Below are 15,198 nucleotides of genomic sequence, written 5' to 3' on the forward strand. Positions count from 1 at the left end.
GGGAGCGGGCCTGAACTTTCGAGAGGTGGTACAGGAACTCAGTCGAGGGCGATCTGGGCCTTCAGCCAGAAGGTGCGCCCGGGCTCGTTGATGCGTAACGTCGACGCACCAAGGTAGCCGGCAATGTCGGAGCCGCCCTTGGACAGATGCTCGGCATAGACCTTGTCGAACAGGTTATCCACGCCGGCACTGAGCAGGGCCTTCTTGTTGGGACGATAGCCGGCGTTGAGGGAGAAGACGCCGAAGCCGCCGCTGCGTCCCAGGTCCTTGCCGTTGGAAACGATGTTGCCGGAACCCACGTCGTAGCGGTCCTGGGCCGAAACGAGCCGGGCCAGGGCACCGACGGAATAGGTCTTGTCGTCATAGGACAGGCCGACCCGCAGCTCCAGGGGCGGCTGCTGGGCCAGGGGCTTGTCGTCCGTGTCGTTGCTGCCGCGCACGTAGGCCAGGGTGCCGTAGCCCTTCCAGGCGGAATTGAACTGGTAGGCCAGGTCGGCTTCGCCGCCGTAGATGGTGGCATCCACATTGCGCGTCACCGCCGTGCCGACCCAGCGGATCAGCAGGTAGTCCTGCACCTTGCTGTAGAAGCCGGAGACCGCACCGCTCCAGGGACCGTTGCGATAGTTGGCTCCCACGTCCAGCTGGGTGGTCTTTTCCGGCTTGACGTCGAGGAAGACGCTGGTGGCCGGCGCCAGGGGATTGCCCTTGCCCCGCTCCCAGAAATCGGCGGTCCGGCCGGCATGGCCCAGACCGGCGTACCAGGTGCCGGCACCCTTGGCAAAGTCGTTCTCGTAACGCAGGAAGCCGCTGCCCAGGGTCTCCTTGTCGGTCTTACCCCGGGTGATGCTGGTGGCGCGCTTGTCCTGCACCTCATGCCAGTCCACACGCAGGCCGCCGATGACACGGCGATCCTCGGCCAGCAGGTGGGTGGCTTCGCTGAACAGGCCATGCTGCTTGAAGATCATGTCCTCGGCCCAGGCCTTGGACTGGTAGCTCGTTTCAGCCGCCGCGGCGCTCATCATGGACATGCCGGAACGGAAGCGGTGGGTATCTTCCTTCTGGTCCACGCCGATGGTGACCTTGGTGCTATCACCGGGAGCCAGGGTGATGGAGAAGCGGCTGCCCAGGGTCTTGCGGTCCGGATTGCTGACCATGTAGCTGGATGCCGGCGGCTTGGTGCGCAGGCTGTAGTTATCCATCACGTGGTCTACATAGTTGTAGTAGGCCAGAGCCTCCACCTTGTCCACCAGGGCGGAAAGCTTGCGCTTCTCGAACTTCAGGGCCACGTTCTCCCGGGCGAACTTGGAGCCGTCCATAGAGCGGTCGGCGTAGGCAGCCTCGCCGTCGCTGCGGGCCAGGGACAGTTCCATGCGGGTGTTGTCGTCCGGCGTCAGGCCGACGGCTGCATTGTTGCTCCAGCGGGTGTAGCGGGAGTGCACGGTATTGCCGTTGCCATCCTTGTAGTCGTCCGAATCGGCCCGGGTCGCCCCGGCCTGGACGTAGAAGTTGCCGTTGCCGGCCCGGATGTCGGCCATCTGGTCGTTGCGGCCGAAGCTGCCGAAGGTGAGGCTGCCATTGGCCTTCCAGCCGGCTTCGCGGAAGCGCTTGATGTCCTTCTCGAACAGCACCACCCCGGCCGACTGGCCGGCGCCGTAGAGCACGCTCTGGGGGCCCTTGAGCACCGTCACGCGGTCGTAGGATTCGGGATAGACATAGGCCGTCGGCGGGTCCATGCGGCCGCCGCAGCCGCCGTAGATTTCCTGGCCGTCCAGGAGGATGCCCAGGCGGGAGCCGGAAAAGCCCCGCAGCACCGGGTCACCGTCGGTGCCGCCCTTGCGGATGACGGAAAAGCCCGGGATGGTCTTGAGGAAGTCGGCACCGTCGTGGGCCGGCAGCGGCTGGCGCGGGGCCTTGGGGTCGGTGACGACCTTGAGCGGCTCTTCCATGCGCGGGGCGGTGACGACCACGGTGTCGAGGGTGGTGCCGTCTTCAGCGACGGCCACCAGTGGAAATGCGAGAAAAATGGCCAGACTGAGCCGGCTAGGCATGAACTGCATGATGCTCCCCTGAGATGTTATTGACTGCTTTTCAGGGGTGGGATTCTGGCGGCGGCGGCGCCGGGCGGGAATGTGACACGGTGTCGCACCGAAGTGGCGCCAGGCCATCTGCACGCCCTGCACCATAAAAAAAGCCACCGTTGCCGGTGGCTTTTCGGGCGACGCCCCGGAGGGCGGACGCAGGACTCAGAGAGCCTCGGCGTTCTCGGCCAGGTACTTGGCGACGCCCTCGGGGCTGGCGGTCATGCCCTTCTTGCCCTTGTTCCAGCCGGCGGGACAGACTTCGCCATGCTCTTCGGTAAATTGCAGGGCATCCACCATGCGCAGCATCTCGTCGATATTGCGACCCAGGGGCAGGTCGTTCACCACCTGGTGGCGCACCACGCCGGCCTTGTCGATCAGGAAGGAGCCGCGGAAAGCGACGCCGGGCGCAGCTTCCACGTCGTAGGCCTGACAGATTTCATGCTTGATGTCGGCCACCAGGGGATAGCCGACCTGGCCGATGCCGCCCTTCTCGACGGGAGTGTTCTTCCAGGCCAGGTGGGTGAACTGGGAGTCGATGGAGCAGCCCACTACTTCGACGCCGCGCTGCTTGAATTCGGCCAGGCGATGGTCGAAGGCGATCAGTTCGGAGGGGCAGACGAAGGTGAAGTCCAGGGGGTAGAAAAAGAGGACGGCGTACTTGCCCTTGATGTGCTCGGAAAAGGTCACTTCCTTGATTTCGTTGTTGCCGAGGACGGCCAGGGCTTTGAAATCGGGGGCTTGTTTACCGACGAGAACGGCCATTGTTTTTCTCCTGAATGACGGGGATGGGGGGATCGGGATCGGGGTCTGAGCCCCAGGCCGGACGCCATGGTTGGCGCCCGTGCCAGCGCTTTTCGAATCTAACCGAGGGTCAGGACGCTGTCAATTTCGCGCCAGGTAAGGCTCGAAGCCCGGCAGCAGGCCGATGGCCCGGGCCGGCAGGGGTTCGGGCACCAGGCTGCCCTGGAATACCGCCTCGATCACCGGCGGCTCCCGCCAGGGCTGGTCCATGAAGGTCAGTCCGGCCTCTTCCACCAGGGTGCCCGCCCAGTAGGCCCGGGAAATCTCGCCCAGGGTATCCAGATCCAGGTTGTGGGGCAGGTGCAGGTAATCGATCCAGTTGGCGTCGTGGTAGGAGCAGGTATAGGCCCCCCGGGTGGTGACCCGGGTCAGCAACTTGCCGAAGACCCGGCCGGGATGCTTGTTGCGGTAGTTCTCCGCGTCGGTGCGGGTGGCAAAGAGGAACTGGGCGTGCAGGCGGGAGGGATAACGCTCGAAACTGCGCTGGCGGAAAAACTCCAGGTTGTATTCGGCGAAGTAGTTGTGCACCAGCTGGGGATTTATGCCGGAGGGAAAGACGGTGCGCGGCTCGGCATGGGGGCCGCCGCTCTGGAAATCCCATCCCGGCAAGGACTCCTCCGGCTCTAGCCAGACATAGAGTTCGAGGGGGGCGGCGCCGCGCAGGAGATTATCCATGACGGCATTGTGTCAGAGGCTGGGGCGCTGTTCAAAACCTTCTGTCGGATCGGCTTCCGGCGCGGCTTCCAGGATCTCCACCCCGCTCACCCGGGCGGCCGGCGGTCCCTGGGCGGCCCAGGCCAGCAGCCCGGCCACCGCCTCGGCTTCGCCCCAGGCCAGGGCCTCCACCGAACCGTCGCTGCGGTTGCGCACCCAGCCCCTCAGCCCCAAGCCTTGGGCCTCGCGGCAGAGGGACCAGCGAAAGCCGACACCCTGCACCAGGCCGCGCACCCGCAGCCGCACCGCCCGTTCAGGCATGGGACGGGGAGCCTGCTGCCTCGTCCCGGGGCAGCAGGATGGCGGCCCGCTGCCAGGCCTCGGCCAGGCTGGCCACCAGGTTGTCCGTCCCCACGTCGTCGGCAAAGCCGGAGCGGGACACCAGGGAACCGGGCTGGGCATTGAGCCCGGCCAGGATCAGGCAGCCGCCCCGCTTGGCCAGCATGCGCTGCAGGGCCTCCAGGGTGTCCAGGCCGGTGGTGTCCAGATTGATCACCTGATGCAGGTCCAGGATCAGCACCTGGGTGCCCTGGGCATGCTGGTCCAGCAGGGTCTGCAGCTTGCCCACGGCACCGAAGAAAAGGGAGCCGTAGAGGCTGTAGGCCGCCACCGGCTGGCCCGCCGCCCAATCGGGCAGGCTCAGGGGCGCCACCTTGGTCAGCTCGGACATGCGGTAGATGAAGAAGAGGGAAGCCAGCACCATGCCGATCTCCACCGCCAGGGTCAGGTCGAAGACCACGGTGATGAAGAAGGTGGAAAGGAGGATGGCCCGGTAGTTCATGGAGTAACGGGGCAGTTCCTTGAACTCGTGCCACTCGCCCATGTTCCAGGCCACCACCATCAGGATGGCGGAGAGGGTGGCCAGGGGCACGTCGCTGGCCAGGGGGGCCGCCACCAGCACCACCGCCAGCAGGGTCAGGGCGTGCACCATGCCGGCCACCGGAGTGCGGCCGCCGGCCCGCACATTGGTGCTGGTGCGGGCGATGGCGCCGGTGGCGGCAAAACCGCCCACCAGGGGGGCCACCACGTTGGCGACGCCCTGGGCCAGCAGTTCCTGGTTGGGATCGTGGCGGTCGTCGATCTGGCTGTCGGCCACCCGGGCGGAGAGCAGGGACTCGATGGCCCCCAGCAGGGCAATGGTGATGGCCGGGGAAATGAGGTTGCGCAGGGTGGACAGGGTCAGCTCGGGAAAGGCGAAGGCCGGCAGGGACTGGGGAATGCCGCCAAAGCGGCTGCCGATGGTCTCCACCGGGAATTCGAGCAGGGACTGGGCCACCGTGCCGGCGATCAGCACCGCCAGGGGGCCGGGCAACTTGCCCAGCAGGGGCAGCTTGCCGGCCACCTTCTTGTTCCACAGCACCAGCAGCACCAGGGAGGCGGAAGCCAGGGCCAGGGTGGGCAGATCGGTGTTGGGCAGGTTGGCCGCCAGCACCTTCATCTTGGCGAAGAACTCGGCCGGCAGGGCCTCCATGTCCAGGCCGAGGAATTCCTTGATCTGGCTGATGAAGATGAGCACGGCGATACCGTTGGTGAAGCCGATCACCACCGTCACCGGGATGAAGCGGATCAGGGCGCCGAGGCGGGCCAGACCCATGCCGATGAGGATCAGCCCGGCCAGCATGGTGGCGATGAGCAGGTTGGCCAGGCCGTACTGGGCGACGATGCCGTAGACGATGACGATGAAGGCACCGGTGGGGCCGCCGATCTGCACCCGGGAGCCGCCCAGGGCGGCGATGATGAAACCGGCGACGATGGCGGTCCAGATACCGGCCGCCGGATCGACACCGGAGGCGATGGCGAAGGCCATGGCCAGGGGCAGGGCCAGGACGCCGACAGTGAGGCCGGCCGACACGTCGCGCCCGAACTGGGCCCGGTCATAGTCAGGCAGGCAGTCCAGGAGCTTCGGTCGGAAAGCGCTCATTGTTGTGCTGTGCTGTCTTGTGGGGGAACCTGTTTCAGGGTCTCGCGCAGGATCTGGGCGGCGGCCCAGAGCATGAGACCCAAACCGGCGAGGGTGCTGAGGATGGCCTCGCCCATGGAGGACGGGAAGTTGCGGAAAAACAGGGGCTCCTTGCCCGTCAGGTAGGCCAGGCCGACGGCGAACGCCACCATGCCGGCCACGTCCAGGAGGGCGAAGCCGACGATGGGCAGGGTCAGGGAAAAGCGCCTTTTACCTTGGGGCAGGATCATGGCGTCAGCCTAGGGCCTGGGCCTGACACAGAACTTACAGGCTGAATTTTTAGCAAACTTAGACCCCCTGGTTATTTCACCCGCATCCCGGGCTGGGCGCCGGCATCGGGGGAAAGGATGTACAGGCCGCCGGTCTTGCCTTCCGGATCGGAGGCCGCCAGCACCATGCCTTCGGACATGCCGAACTTCATCTTGCGCGGCGCCAGATTGGCCACCATCACCGTCAGACGGCCCACCAGGGCGGCCGGATCGTAGGCGGACTTGATGCCGGCGAAGACCTGGCGTGGTTTCTCCTCGCCGATATCCAGCTGCAGGCGGATCAGCTTGTCGGCGCCTTCCACATGGCTGGCGTCCACGATCTTGGCGATGCGCAGGTCCACCTTCATGAAGTCGTCGATGGAAATGTGGGGACCAGTCTCGGCGGCGGCCTGGGCCACCTGGGCTTCCTTCTGCTGCTTTTCGGCGTGGCGCTGCTGGGAATGCTCGGCGCCCTTCTCCGCAGCCTTGGCCGGGGCAGCAGTAACGGCAGGCGCCAGGGAAGCCTTGTTGGCCTCAACCAGGGCTTCCACCAGCTTGGGGTCGATGCGGGTCATGAGGTGCTCGTAGGGCTGGATGGCATGGCCGGCGGCCAGCACGGCATTGACGTCGTCCCAGGCGAAGGGGGCGACGTTGAGGAAGGCTGCCACCTTGTCGGCCAGCACCGGCAGCACCGGCTTCAGCAGCACGGTGAGCAGGCGGAACAGGTTCAGCGCATTGGTGCAGGCGGCGTGCAGGGCCGCGTCCTGACCCTCCTGCTTGGCCAGTTCCCAGGGCTTCACCGTGTCCACGTACTGGTTAACGCCATCGGCCAGGGCCATGATTTCCCGCAGGGCGCGGCCGAATTCCCGGTTCTCGTAGTACTCGGCGATGCGCGGGGCCGCTTCCCGGATGGCGGCGTAGGGGGCCAGGGACTGGTCGGCCACGGCCAGCTGGCCGTTGAAGCGCTTGGCGATAAAGCCGGCGGCGCGGCTGGCGATATTCACGTACTTGCCCACCAGGTCGGAATTCACCCGGGCGGTGAAGTCGGGCAGGGACAGGTCGATGTCTTCCAGGGTATTGGTCAGCTTGGCGGCGAAGTAGTAGCGCAGCCATTCCGGGTTGAGGCCCTGCCTGAGGTAGCTCTCGGCAGTGATGAAGGTGCCGCGGGACTTGGACATCTTCTGCCCATCCACGGTGAGGAAGCCGTGGGCGAAAACCTTGGTCGGGGTGCGGAAGCCGGCCTGCTCCAGCTCGGCGGGCCAGAACAGGGCGTGGAAATAGAGGATGTCCTTGCCGATGAAGTGGTACAGCTCGGCCTGGGAATCCTTGGCCCAGTATTCGTTGAAATCCAGGCCCTTCTTCTCGCACAGATTGGCGAAGGAGCCCATGTAGCCGATGGGAGCGTCGAGCCAGACGTAGAAGTACTTGCCGGGGGCGCCAGGGATCTCGAAACCGAAATAGGGGGCGTCCCGGGAGATGTCCCAGTCGGTCAGCCGGTTCTCGCCCTCGGCCCCCAACCACTCCTGCATCTTGTTGGCGGCCTCGGGTTGCAGGCGCCCCTCTTCCCGGGTCCAGCGGCGCAGGAAGTCCTGGCAGCGGGGATCGGAGAGCTTGAAGAAATAGTGGTCGGACGAACGCATTTCCGGCTTGGCACCGGACACGGCGGAGTACGGGTCCTTCAGGTCGTTGGGGGTGTAGGCGGCACCGCAGACCTCGCAGTTGTCGCCGTACTGGTCCTTGGCGCCGCACTTGGGGCACTCGCCCTTGATGAAGCGGTCCGGCAGGAACATCTCCTTCACCGGATCGTAGAACTGCTCGATGGAGCGCACTTCGATCAGGCCGGCGGCCTGCAGCTTGCCGTAGATGTCTTCGGCGCAGCGGCGGGTTTCCGGGGTGTTGGTGGAATAGTAGTTGTCGAAGCCCACCAGGAAGCCGGCGAAGTCCCGCGTATGCTCGCCGTAGACCCGCTCGATCAGGGCTTCCGGGGTGATGCCTTCGTTTTGGGCCCGCAGCATGATGGGCGTGCCGTGGGTGTCGTCGGCGCAGACGTACCAGCAGTCGTGGCCCCGCATTTTCTGGAAGCGCACCCAGATGTCGGTCTGGATGTACTCCACCAGATGGCCCAGGTGGATGGAGCCGTTGGCGTAGGGCAGTGCGGAGGTGACGAGGATCTTGCGCTTCATGGGGGAGCCTGAAAAAGTCGGAGCAAAGGCGGGAGTTTACCAAACGCCGGGCCCAGGACCCGGCCCGGCCCCGGAAAAGAACGAAAAGAAGCCGGCCCGACGGCCAAGGAGCGCTTTTGGCCGGCCCCTGCCTTGGGGTATACTCGACAAAATCACTCAAGTATCAAGCTTCCCACAGGAGTTCCCTGCCATGACCATCAGCGTCGCCGACGTCCACACTGCCCTGCAGTCCCTGATCGACCCCAATACCCAGAAGGACTACGTTTCCTCCAAGGCCGCCCGCAACATCAAGGTGGACGGCAACGACGTCTCCCTGGACATCGAGCTGGGCTACCCGGCCAAGACCCAGATCGACGCCATCCGCGCCCGGGTCATCGCCGCCATCAAGGCCCTGCCCGGCGCCGGCAACGTCTCCGCCAATGTCTATGTGAAAATCGTCTCCCACACCGTGCAGCGGGGCGTGAAGCTGCTGCCGGGCGTCAAGAACATCATCGCCGTGGCCTCCGGCAAGGGCGGCGTCGGCAAGAGCACCACCGCCGTGAACCTGGCCCTGGCCCTGGCCCAGGAAGGCGCCACGGTCGGCCTGCTGGACGCCGACATCTACGGCCCCTCCCAACCCCAGATGCTGGGCCTGGCCGGCAAGCAGCCCGAATCCAAGGACGGCCAGAGCCTGGAGCCCCTGGAAGCCCACGGCATCCAGGCCATGTCCATCGGTTTCCTCCTGGAAGACGTGGAAACCCCCATGGTCTGGCGCGGCCCCATGGTCACCCAGGCCCTGGAACAGCTGCTGCGGGACACCAACTGGCGCGACGTGGATTACCTGGTGATCGACATGCCACCGGGCACCGGCGACACCCAGCTGACCCTCTCCCAGAAGGTGCCGGTGACCGGCGCCGTGGTGGTCACCACGCCCCAGGACATAGCCCTCATCGACGCCCGCAAGGGCCTGAAGATGTTCGAGAAGGTGGGCATTCCCATCCTCGGCATCGTCGAGAACATGTCCATCCACATCTGCTCCAACTGCGGCCATGAAGAACATATCTTCGGCCACGGCGGCGGCGAGCAGATGTGCAAGGACTACGACGTGGAATTCCTCGGCGCCCTGCCCCTGGAACTGGCCATCCGGGAAATGGCCGACACCGGCAAGCCCACCGTGGTCGGCGCCCCCGATTCCCGCCCGGCGGAAATCTACCGGGCCATCGCCCGCCGGGTGGCGGTGAAGATCGCCGACAAGGCCAAGGACCTGACCGCCAAGTTCCCCAACATCGTGGTGCAGAACACCTGAGCCGCCGGCGGGGGCAAAGGCCCACCCGAGCCCCCGCCATCCACTTGATCTGCCTGCATTTTTCCCCCGGCAGCGGCACCGCCGCCCCCCGCCCCGCCCACCACGGGCTTCCCCTCCTGTAAAAACCCTTTTTGTGCACCCCAACACCAAGTAGAATCCGCTTTTTTCCAAGGTGTTGGGGTAGCTGGCATGGCCATCAAATCCGATAAGTGGATCCGCCGCATGGCGGAGCAGCACGGCATGATCGAACCGTTCGAGCCGGGGCTGGTGCGCGAGGTCAATGGGGAGAAGATCGTTTCCTACGGCACCTCCAGCTACGGCTACGACATCCGCTGCGCCCGGGAATTCAAGGTCTTCACCAACATCAACTCCACCATCGTGGACCCGAAGAAGTTCGATCCCCAGTCCTTCGTCGAGATCGAGGCGGATTACTGCATCATCCCGCCCAACTCCTTCGCCCTGGCCCGCACCGTCGAATACTTCCGCATTCCCCGCAGCGTGCTCACCGTCTGCCTGGGCAAGAGCACCTATGCCCGTTGCGGCATCATCGTGAACGTCACCCCCTTCGAGCCCGAATGGGAAGGCTACGTCACCCTGGAATTCTCCAACACCACTCCCCTGCCGGCCAAGATCTACGCCGGCGAGGGCTGCGCCCAGGTGCTCTTCTTCGAGTCCGACGAGGTCTGCGAGACCTCCTACAAGGATCGGGGCGGCAAGTACCAGGGCCAGGTGGGCGTCACCCTGCCCAAGATCTGACGCCTTCGCGCAACAATTTCGACTTATCCTGTGACCCGCTCCGGCGGGTCGCCGTCTTTTGAGGAACAGCCATGCGCTTCCACTTCCCGGTCATCATCATCGACGAAGACTTCCGCTCCGAGAATGCCTCGGGCCTGGGCATCCGGGCCCTGGCGGAAGCCATCCAGGCCGAAGGTCTGGAAGTGCTGGGCGTCACCAGCTACGGCGACCTGACCTCCTTCGCCCAGCAGCAGAGCCGGGCCTCCACCTTTATCCTGTCCATCGACGACGAGGAGTTCTCCTCGCCCGAGGCTTCCGCCAAGGCCATTGCCGGCCTGCGCGCCTTCGTCAGCGAAATCCGCCTGCGCAACAGCGAGATTCCCATCTTCCTGCACGGCGAGACCCGCACCTCCCGCCACATCCCCAACGACGTGCTGCGGGAACTGCACGGCTTCATCCACATGTATGAAGACACGCCGGAATTCATCGCCCGCAACGTGGTGCGGGAAGCCAAGGCCTACCTGGAATCCCTGCCGCCGCCCTTCTTCCGGGCCCTCACCCACTACGCCTCGGACGGCTCCTATTCCTGGCACTGTCCCGGCCACTCCGGCGGCGTCGCCTTCCTGAAGAGCCCGGTGGGCCAGATGTTCCACCAGTTCTTCGGCGAGAACATGCTGCGCGCCGACGTCTGCAACGCCGTGGAGGAACTGGGCCAGCTGCTGGACCACACCGGCCCGGTGGCGGCCTCCGAGCGCAATGCGGCACGCATCTTCAACTGCGACCACCTGTACTTCGTCACCAACGGCACCTCCACCTCCAACAAGATCGTCTGGCACTCCACCGTGGCCCCGGGCGACATCGTGGTGGTGGACCGCAACTGCCACAAGTCCATCCTGCACGCCATCATGATGACCGGCGCCATCCCGGTCTTCCTCATGCCGACCCGCAACAACTTCGGCATCATCGGCCCCATCCCCAAGAGCGAGTTCGCCTGGGAGAACATCCAGAAGAAGATCGCCGCCAACCCCTTCGCCACGGACAAGAACGCCAAGCCCCGGGTGCTGACCATCACCCAGTCCACCTACGACGGCATCCTCTACAACGTGGAAGCCATCAAGGAAGAGCTGGACGGCAAGATCGACACCCTGCACTTCGACGAAGCCTGGCTGCCCCACGCCGCCTTCCACGACTTCTACGGCGATTACCACGCCATCGGCGCCGACCGGCCCCGCTGCAAGGAGTCCATGGTGTTCTCCACCCAGTCCACCCACAAGCTCCTGGCCGGCCTTTCCCAGGCCTCCCAGATCCTGGTGCAGGACGCGGAGAACAGCCACCTGGACCGGGACGTGTTCAATGAGGCCTACCTCATGCACACCTCCACCAGCCCCCAGTACGCCATCATCGCCTCCTGCGACGTGGCCGCGGCCATGATGGAAGAGCCGGGCGGCACCGCCCTGGTGGAGGAATCCATCGCAGAGGCCCTGGACTTCCGCCGCGCCATGCGCAAGGTGGACGAGGAGTGGGGCTCCGGCTGGTGGTTCAAGGTATGGGGCCCGGACGACCTCTCCGAGGAAGGCATCGAGGAGCGGGACGCCTGGATGCTCAAGCCCGGCGACCGCTGGCACGGCTTCGGCAACCTGGCCGACGGCTTCAACATGCTGGACCCGATCAAGGCCACCATCATCACCCCGGGCCTGGACGTGGACGGCGAGTTCGCCGAACGGGGCATTCCCGCCGCCATCGTCACCAAGTACCTGGCCGAACACGGCGTGATCGTGGAGAAGTGCGGCCTCTACTCCTTCTTCATCATGTTCACCATCGGCATCACCAAGGGCCGCTGGAACAGCATGGTGACCGAACTGCAGCAGTTCAAGGACGACTACGACAAGAACCAGCCCCTGTGGAAGGTACTGCCCGCCTTCGTCGCCAAGCACCCGCGCTACGAGCGGGTCGGCCTGCGCGACCTGTGCCGGGAAATCCACGCCGTTTACCGCTCCAACGACGTGGCCCGCCTGACCACCGAGATGTACCTCTCCGACATGGTGCCGGCCATGAAGCCTGCCGACGCCTTCGCCAAGATGGCCCACCGGGAAATCGACCGGGTGCCCATCGACGAGCTGGAAGGCCGGGTCACCTCAGTGCTGCTCACCCCCTACCCCCCGGGCATTCCCCTGCTTATCCCGGGCGAGCGCTTCAACCGGACCATCATGCAGTACCTGCAGTTCGCCCGGGATTTCAACGAGAAATTCCCCGGCTTCGAGACCGACATCCACGGTCTGGTCAAGGAAGAGCGGGACGGCAAGGTGGGCTACTACGTGGACTGCGTACGCTGACCCGGCGGTGCGGCACAGAAAGCGGCGGGATTTCCCGCCGTTTTTTTTTCGCCAGAATTTTCGCAAATATCGCGCCAAGCCCATGAAAAATGGGAATAACTGCATTGACATTGCCATGCTGCTTTGCCACATTAGCCGCGATAAGAAATTGTTGAATTGGGGTCTGGGGTGAAAGTCAAAAAATCCGTATTGAATGTCTGCGCCGTCCTGTCATTGCTGGGCTGCGGCGCCGCCTGGGGGGCCGATGCCACCCTGGGCCAGGCCGGACGCCTGCTGGAAAGCGGCAAGGGCAGCGAAGCCTATGTCCTGCTGGAAAGCCTGGAGCCAGAACGGGCCGGGGAAATCGAATACGACCTGCTGCTGGGGCTGGCCGCCCTGGAGGCGGGCCAGAACACCCGGGCGGTCTTCGCCCTGGAACGGGTGCTGGCCCAGGAACCGAACAACGCCCGGGCCCGGGCCGAGATTGCCCGGGCCTATCTGGCCCTGGGCGAGACCAAGAATGCCCGCCGCGAGTTCGAGAATGTGCGCAGCATGGGCGTGCCGGCCGAAGTGGGCAGCACCATCGAGCGTTTCCTGGCAGCAGTGGAGCGCCTGGAGGACGAAGCCCGCACCCAGGTCCGCGGCTATCTGGAGCTGGGTCTGGGCATCGACAGCAACGTCAACAGCGGCACCAGCCGCGGCGAGTACGCCATTCCCTTCTTCGGCGGCTGGATGTTCCCGGTCGGCAGCGGCGCCAAGGAAAACGGTGACACCTTCACCAACGTGGCCGGCGGCATCAATTTCCGCACTCCCCTGCAGGCCGGCCTGGCCGTCACCGGTGGTGCCGCCTTCTCCCAGCGCCTCAACAGCAACGATACCGATTTCGACAACGGCAGCTGGGACGCCAATCTGGGCCTGACCAAGGCGGTGGACAAGAACCAGTATTCCCTTGCCCTCCAGGCCAGCACCTTCCGCCTCAACGGCGAGCGCTACCGGGACGCCATGGGCTTCACCGGCCAATGGCAGCACAACTACGACTCCCGCAACCAGGCCAGCCTCTACCTCCAGTACGCCAGCCTCACCTACCCGGGCCAGGCGATCCGCAACACGGACCGTTTCGTCGTCGGCGGCGCCTACGCCCACGCCTTCCGCGAGGGGCAGGTCATCTACGGCGGCGCCTACGTGGGCACCGAGATGGAGAAGAACGAGCTGGCCACCTTCATGGGCCACGACCTGGTGGGCGTGCGCATCGGCGGCCAGATGGACTTGGCCCCGCGCTGGGTCGGCTTTGCCAACGCCAATCTGGAACAGCGCCGCTACCACGGCAGCGACCCCTTCTTCCTCAGCATCCGCCAGGACCTGCAGGCCAATATCAACGTGGGGGCCAATTTCAGTCCCAGCCGGGAATGGCACATCACGCCCCAGTTCAGCTATACCCGCAACGACTCCAACCTGACCCTCAACGATTACCACCGCCAGGTGGTCTCCGTTACCGTCCGTCGCGATTTCTGAAGCAGGTCCCGCCATGCACATCGCCCTCACCTCCCGCCCCTCCCCCCTGCTGCTGGCCCTGGCCGCTGCCTACCCGGGCCTGGCCACGGCTGCTGCCGCCGCCCGGGTCGATTTCGCCGTCGGCAACGTGGTGGCCCTCGGCGCCACCGGCGGCACCCGCCCCCTGAGCAAGGGCGCCGAAGTCCAGCCCGGGGAAACGGTCAGCACCAGGGATGGCCGCGCCCAGCTGCGCTTCTCCGACGGTTCCCTGGTTTCCCTGCAGCCCCAGAGCGACTTCCGGGTGGACAGCTACCGCTACGCCGGCCAGGCGGACGGCAGCGAGCAGGGCTTCTTCAGCCTGCTCAAGGGCGGCATGCGCACCATCACCGGCCTCATCGGGCGCACCAACAAGGATAACTACCGGGTCACCACCAACGTGGCCACCATCGGCATCCGGGGCACCGAGTACTCCATCACCTACGGCGACGGCATCACCGTCTCCACCGGCGAAGGCCAGGTCATGGTGTGCAACGGTGGCGGCTGCCTGCTGCTGTCCAGCGGCGAATCGGCCCTGGTCACCACCCCCACCTCCCAGCCCAGCCGTACCGAAGCCCGTACCAACCTTCCGCCGGCACCGCCCAGCGTCTCGCCCCAGGTGTTTTTCGCCAGCGGCGAGCAGCGTTCCGGCAACGGTACCCCCACCCTCAACTCCCCCCTCCTGCCCAGCGGCGAGGGCTACGACTTCCATTGGGCCGGCGTCAAATCCGGCAACCCCTACATCACCTATTTCAGCGGCACCAATGCGGGCTTCAGCAGCGACGGCAGTCTCAGCACCGTTGCGGTCGGCGTCCTCAACTACAGCGCCCAGGGCAATGCCTTCTATTTCACCGACGGCACCATCGGCTGGGGCCGCTGGAGCAGCGGCGTCCTGACCGGCGACGGCCCGAGTGACCAGGCCCTGAAGGACATCCACTACGTGGTGGGCAAACCCACACCCACCAACGATCCGGTGTTTTCCTCCTCCGGCACCAGCACCTACAACATGCTGGGCTTCACCATGCCCACCTCCACCACCGGCGTGGTCGGCACCCAGGCCGTCACCGGCCAGCTCTCGGTGAATTTCAGCACCTACCAGGTGGGGGTCAACATGACGGTACCCATCGGCGGCAAGACCTACGTCATCACCGATACCGCCTCCTGGTCCTACGGGGTTTTCAGTTCCGGCGGTTTCATTTGTGGCGGCGCCTGCACCAACGGCCAGCTCAGCGGCTTCTTTGCCGGCAGCGGCGCCTCCCACGCCGGTCTGACCTACCAGTTCCTGGACAACCTGCCCGGTACGGACCTGGGCAAGATCAGCGGCGCCGCCGTCTTCAAGAAGTAGTCGGGCG

General features: G+C 65.3%; 12 protein-coding genes. 5 read left to right on the forward strand and 7 right to left on the reverse strand.

Annotation, left to right across the window (positions count from 1 at the left end):
* Positions 1-38: 38 nt before the first annotated feature.
* The 7 genes from OEL49_RS16055 to metG form a co-directional block, all read right to left on the reverse strand.
* Entirely contained in the window at positions 39-2,057 is a 2,019-nt protein-coding gene (locus OEL49_RS16055; protein WP_014236355.1) for a TonB-dependent copper receptor, read from the reverse strand.
* Between the two features lie 186 nt (positions 2,058-2,243).
* On the reverse strand, positions 2,244-2,843 hold the full coding sequence (locus OEL49_RS16060; protein WP_014236354.1) for a peroxiredoxin: 600 nt from the start codon (positions 2,841-2,843) through the stop codon (positions 2,244-2,246).
* A 120-nt stretch (positions 2,844-2,963) separates the two neighbouring features.
* Positions 2,964-3,557 carry a hypothetical protein gene (locus OEL49_RS16065; RefSeq protein ID WP_014236353.1) on the reverse strand — a complete coding sequence of 198 codons (594 nt, stop codon included), beginning with the start codon at positions 3,555-3,557 and terminating at the stop codon, positions 2,964-2,966.
* 12 nt (positions 3,558-3,569) lie between these two features.
* Positions 3,570-3,857, reverse strand: coding sequence for an acylphosphatase (locus OEL49_RS16070; protein WP_014236352.1), 288 nt, complete (start codon positions 3,855-3,857; stop codon positions 3,570-3,572).
* Entirely contained in the window at positions 3,850-5,517 is a 1,668-nt protein-coding gene (locus OEL49_RS16075) for a SulP family inorganic anion transporter (RefSeq protein WP_014236351.1), read from the reverse strand. The genes OEL49_RS16070 and OEL49_RS16075 overlap by 8 nt, the downstream gene beginning before the upstream one ends.
* A complete protein-coding gene (locus OEL49_RS16080) occupies positions 5,514-5,786 on the reverse strand; it encodes a hypothetical protein (RefSeq protein ID WP_014236350.1) in 273 nt (90 codons plus the stop codon). The genes OEL49_RS16075 and OEL49_RS16080 overlap by 4 nt, the downstream gene beginning before the upstream one ends.
* 71 nt (positions 5,787-5,857) lie before the next feature.
* A complete protein-coding gene (gene metG, locus OEL49_RS16085) occupies positions 5,858-7,987 on the reverse strand; it encodes a methionine--tRNA ligase (protein WP_014236349.1) in 2,130 nt (709 codons plus the stop codon).
* A gap of 190 nt (positions 7,988-8,177) precedes the next feature.
* Here metG and apbC point away from each other — a divergent pair, with 190 nt between their 5' ends.
* From apbC to OEL49_RS16110, 5 genes are all read left to right on the forward strand, one after another.
* On the forward strand, positions 8,178-9,272 hold the full coding sequence (apbC, locus tag OEL49_RS16090; RefSeq protein WP_287875630.1) for an iron-sulfur cluster carrier protein ApbC: 1,095 nt from the start codon (positions 8,178-8,180) through the stop codon (positions 9,270-9,272).
* A gap of 189 nt (positions 9,273-9,461) precedes the next feature.
* A complete protein-coding gene (gene dcd / locus OEL49_RS16095; RefSeq protein WP_014236347.1) occupies positions 9,462-10,028 on the forward strand; it encodes a dCTP deaminase in 567 nt (188 codons plus the stop codon).
* A gap of 71 nt (positions 10,029-10,099) precedes the next feature.
* On the forward strand, positions 10,100-12,340 hold the full coding sequence (locus tag OEL49_RS16100; protein WP_014236346.1) for an arginine/lysine/ornithine decarboxylase: 2,241 nt from the start codon (positions 10,100-10,102) through the stop codon (positions 12,338-12,340).
* Between the two features lie 168 nt (positions 12,341-12,508).
* Positions 12,509-13,831, forward strand: coding sequence for a surface lipoprotein assembly modifier (locus OEL49_RS16105; protein WP_014236345.1), 1,323 nt, complete (start codon positions 12,509-12,511; stop codon positions 13,829-13,831).
* Between the two features lie 13 nt (positions 13,832-13,844).
* The gene (locus OEL49_RS16110) at positions 13,845-15,191 is read left to right on the forward strand and encodes a FecR family protein (protein WP_014236344.1); all 1,347 of its coding nucleotides are present in this window, start codon (positions 13,845-13,847) and stop codon (positions 15,189-15,191) included.
* The last annotated feature ends 7 nt before the right edge of the window (positions 15,192-15,198 follow it).

The organism is Azospira sp. (genome assembly GCF_030247495.1).
GTDB classification, from domain to species: Bacteria; Pseudomonadota; Gammaproteobacteria; order Burkholderiales; family Rhodocyclaceae; genus Azospira; species Azospira oryzae.

Coding starts and splice junctions, on each gene's coding strand:
- OEL49_RS16055 (WP_014236355.1), bottom strand. CDS start 2,057: ATGCAGTTCATGCCTAGCCGGCTCAGTCTGGCCATTTTTCTCGCATTT.
- OEL49_RS16060 (WP_014236354.1), bottom strand. CDS start 2,843: ATGGCCGTTCTCGTCGGTAAACAAGCCCCCGATTTCAAAGCCCTGGCC.
- OEL49_RS16065 (WP_014236353.1), bottom strand. CDS start 3,557: ATGGATAATCTCCTGCGCGGCGCCGCCCCCCTCGAACTCTATGTCTGG.
- OEL49_RS16070 (WP_014236352.1), bottom strand. CDS start 3,857: ATGCCTGAACGGGCGGTGCGGCTGCGGGTGCGCGGCCTGGTGCAGGGT.
- OEL49_RS16075 (WP_014236351.1), bottom strand. CDS start 5,517: ATGAGCGCTTTCCGACCGAAGCTCCTGGACTGCCTGCCTGACTATGAC.
- OEL49_RS16080 (WP_014236350.1), bottom strand. CDS start 5,786: ATGATCCTGCCCCAAGGTAAAAGGCGCTTTTCCCTGACCCTGCCCATC.
- metG (WP_014236349.1), bottom strand. CDS start 7,987: ATGAAGCGCAAGATCCTCGTCACCTCCGCACTGCCCTACGCCAACGGC.
- apbC (WP_287875630.1), top strand. CDS start 8,178: ATGACCATCAGCGTCGCCGACGTCCACACTGCCCTGCAGTCCCTGATC.
- dcd (WP_014236347.1), top strand. CDS start 9,462: ATGGCCATCAAATCCGATAAGTGGATCCGCCGCATGGCGGAGCAGCAC.
- OEL49_RS16100 (WP_014236346.1), top strand. CDS start 10,100: ATGCGCTTCCACTTCCCGGTCATCATCATCGACGAAGACTTCCGCTCC.
- OEL49_RS16110 (WP_014236344.1), top strand. CDS start 13,845: ATGCACATCGCCCTCACCTCCCGCCCCTCCCCCCTGCTGCTGGCCCTG.